Origin of the sequence: Streptomyces alkaliphilus (assembly GCF_014141535.1) — a bacterium.
Classification (GTDB): Bacteria; Actinomycetota; Actinomycetes; order Streptomycetales; family Streptomycetaceae; genus Streptomyces; species Streptomyces alkaliphilus.
Genome location: NZ_VKHT01000662.1, coordinates 1 through 2,969, shown reverse-complemented (window position 1 = coordinate 2,969; position 2,969 = coordinate 1). Strand labels below are relative to the sequence as shown.

Annotated in this window: 3 protein-coding genes; 2 read left to right on the top strand and 1 reads right to left on the bottom strand. The window is 76.4% G+C overall.

The genetic code is table 11. The features are described from left to right. Together FNQ90_RS18150 and FNQ90_RS18145 are read left to right on the top strand one after the other, a co-directional pair. Positions 1 to 1,777, top strand: a 1,777-nt coding sequence (locus FNQ90_RS18150) for a 4-alpha-glucanotransferase (protein ID WP_182607346.1), incomplete at its 5' end; no start/stop codon positions are given. 190 nt (positions 1,778 to 1,967) lie between these two features. Beyond that, a complete protein-coding gene (locus FNQ90_RS18145; RefSeq protein WP_143621001.1) occupies positions 1,968 to 2,171 on the top strand; it encodes a hypothetical protein in 204 nt (67 codons plus the stop codon). An 84-nt stretch (positions 2,172 to 2,255) separates the two neighbouring features. On the opposite strand, the gene FNQ90_RS18140 is transcribed toward FNQ90_RS18145, so the two are convergent. Then, positions 2,256 to 2,969 (bottom strand): LppU/SCO3897 family protein (locus tag FNQ90_RS18140; RefSeq protein WP_182607345.1); only part of this gene is annotated, 714 nt, incomplete at its 5' end.

Here is a 2,969-nt window from a genome sequence, read left to right as displayed (position 1 = left end):
CTCCTGGGGCATGGGGGACCTCGCCGACCTGACCCAGCTCGCGGGCTGGGCCGGTCGGACGGCCGGTGCCGGATTCATCCAGCTCAACCCGCTGCACGCCGCCGTCCCCGGCATCTCCGGGGAGAGCACCGACCCCTCCCCCTACCGTCCCGCCACCCGTCGGTTCGCCGACCCCGTCCACCTGCGGGTGGAGGCGGTGCCCGAGTACGCGCTGCTGACCGGGGAGGACCGGCACCGCGTCGATGCCCTCCTGGCCCGCGCCGCGCTCCTGCGCGAGGCGGTCCTGGAGCGCGGCGCCCCGGTGGACCGCGACGAGGTGTGGCGGCTCAAGCAGGAGGCATTGGAATCGGTGCTGCGGGTCCCGCTGGGACCGGGCCGGCACGCCGCCTACTGCGCCTTCCTCGCCGAGCACGGCCGCGCCCTGGAGGACCACGCCACCTGGTGCGCACTGGGCGAGCTGTACGGCCCGGATTGGACCACCTGGCCGGAGGGGCTGCGCGACCCTCGCTCCACCCGCACCGCGCGCGCCCGCGCCGAGCACCTGAATCGGATCGACTTCCACTGCCGGCTCGCCTGGCTGGTGGACGAACAGCTCGCGGCGGCCCAGCGGACCGCCCGCGAGGCGGGGATGGACATCGGACTGATCCACGACCTCGCGCTCGGCGTGCACCCGCGCGGCTCGGAGAGCTGGGCCCAGCAGCACGTGCTGGCCGGGGACATGTCCACCGGTGCGCCCCCGGACGCCTTCAGCGCCGACGGCCAGGACTGGGGATTGCCGCCGTGGCGGCCCGACGCCCTCGCCGAGGCAGGCTACGCCCCCTACCGGGACCTCCTGACCTCTGTGCTCCGGCACGCCGGCGGGCTGCGCATCGACCATGTGATGAGCCACTTCCGGCTGTGGTGGATCCCCGCCGGACGCCCACCGCGCGAGGGCACCTACGTCTCCCACGACGCCTCCGCCATGCTCGGCACGCTCGCCCTGGCCGCCCACCGGGCCGGGGCGGTCGTCGTCGGGGAGGACCTGGGGACGGTCGCGCCCGGGGTCCGGGAGGAACTGGCGGGGCGCTCCGTGCTGGGCACCTCCGTCCTGTGGTTCGAGCGGGACTGGGAGAGGACCGACGGGAACGGCACGGTGCCGATCCTGCGACCGGGGGAATGGCGGTCCGGTTGCCTGGCCACCGTCACCACCCACGACCTGCCGCCCACCGCGGCGCGGCTCACCGGGGAGGACGTGGAGCTGCGGGCCCGTCTGGGCCTGCTGGGCGGGAACGACGCCCCCGTCCCGGACGCGGACGGCCCCGGGACCGACCCCGCGACCGGGGACGCCGCGCGGGCCGCGGACGCCGGGGAGCGCCGGCGCGCGGAGCTGCTGGAGGCCGCCCGGGCCGACGCCCGGCGGGAGATCGAGGACTGGCTGGACCTCTTCCGCCGCATGGGCCTGTTGCGGCCGGGGGCGGGGGAGGAGCAGCAGATCGCCGCCGCCTACCGCTTCCTGGCCCGTACGCCGGCCCGGCTGCTCGGGATCTGGCTGCCCGACGCGGTGGGCGACCGCCGCTCCCAGAACGTTCCCGGTACCTGGCGGGAGTACCCCAACTGGCGGTTGCCCGTCGCGGACGCCGACGGCCGCCCGGTCACCCTGGAACGTCTGACCGGATCGGCTCGGGCGATGGCCCTGCTGGAGGCGGTGCGGACGGAGATGGCGCGCGCCCCCGGGAGCCCGGCGGGCCCGAAGGGCCCCGCGGCCCCGAAGGCCGGCGACGCCTCCCGGACCACCTGAGCGCCGGCCGGGAACGACCCGGCGGCGCCGCTCGTCCGTTCGACGGATGGTCCCGGCCGGGGCCCCGGGGACGCGCCGGGGCCACCCCGGTCGAGCACCGGCCCGGGCGGTTCGTTACCTTGGGGCCGTGGCCAACGAGAACAAGAAGCGCGCCGCCCGGGCCGGAGCCGTCACGCTCGGCTCGGTGCTGATGCTGCTCATGACGTCCCCCGCCGCCCACGCCCTGTACCGGGACGACGGGGATCAACCCGGTGAGGGTCTGAGTGTCTTCGAGACCCTCGGTCTGTTCGTGATCGCGCCGATCGCCGCGTTCGTCGTCATCGCCGCCCTCGTGGTGGTCGGGGAGAAGGCCGCGGCCAAGCGCGACTCCACCACCCGCAACATCAGCACCTGAGCCCCGCTCCCGGCCGCCGGGACCCCCGCCCGGGCGGGGGTCGTCCGGGCCGTTCCGCACGGGGCCGCGGACGGGCTCGCCCGGTCAGCGGGCGGGCCGGGTGGCGCACACCAGCTCGGTGTCGCCGTTGAGCACCCAGTACCAGTAGTGCCCCCGGTCGCCGGGGCCGCGCGAGCAGACCGCCGCCGGCACCCGGTCCGGCGCGGGGAGCACGTCGCTGATCACCAACACCGTGTTGTACGGGTCGGGCAGCCGCTCGGAGCCGCAGTCCAACCAGACGTGCAGATCGGCCTCCGGGATGGCGCGGCCGGGCCCGGCCGCGCCGTCGGTCGACCGGGCGGGGAAGCACTGCCCGGGCCGGAACTCCCGTTGCAGGCACAGCACGGTGACCCCGCCCTGCGTCGAGGTGTGGTGCCAGTCGCCCCGGCCGGAACCGGAGGGGCAGGAGTCCGCCCGATCGGTGACCCCGGTCACCCGCAGGAAGGCGGCGTCCGAGGCGCAGGCCACGGTGGCGGGCAGATGGCTGTTCCACTCCTCGCCGGTCTTGTGGTTCGACAGACAGTCACCGGGACGGACCCGCTGGTACGCCTCGGCCGTGGGGTCACCCGAGCCCGGCAGGGCGTCGGGGGCCCCCGGGGGGTCCGCGACCCCGGTGGTCGGCTTCTCCGACGGTCCGTCGGGGAACCCCCCGTCGGTGCCGGTCGAGCCGGCCGCGCCGTCCGCCGCCGGTGAGCTGTGCGGTGCCGCCGACTCCGAGGCGGTGCCCGCCCCCGGATCGGCGGTGCGCGGCTCGTCCCC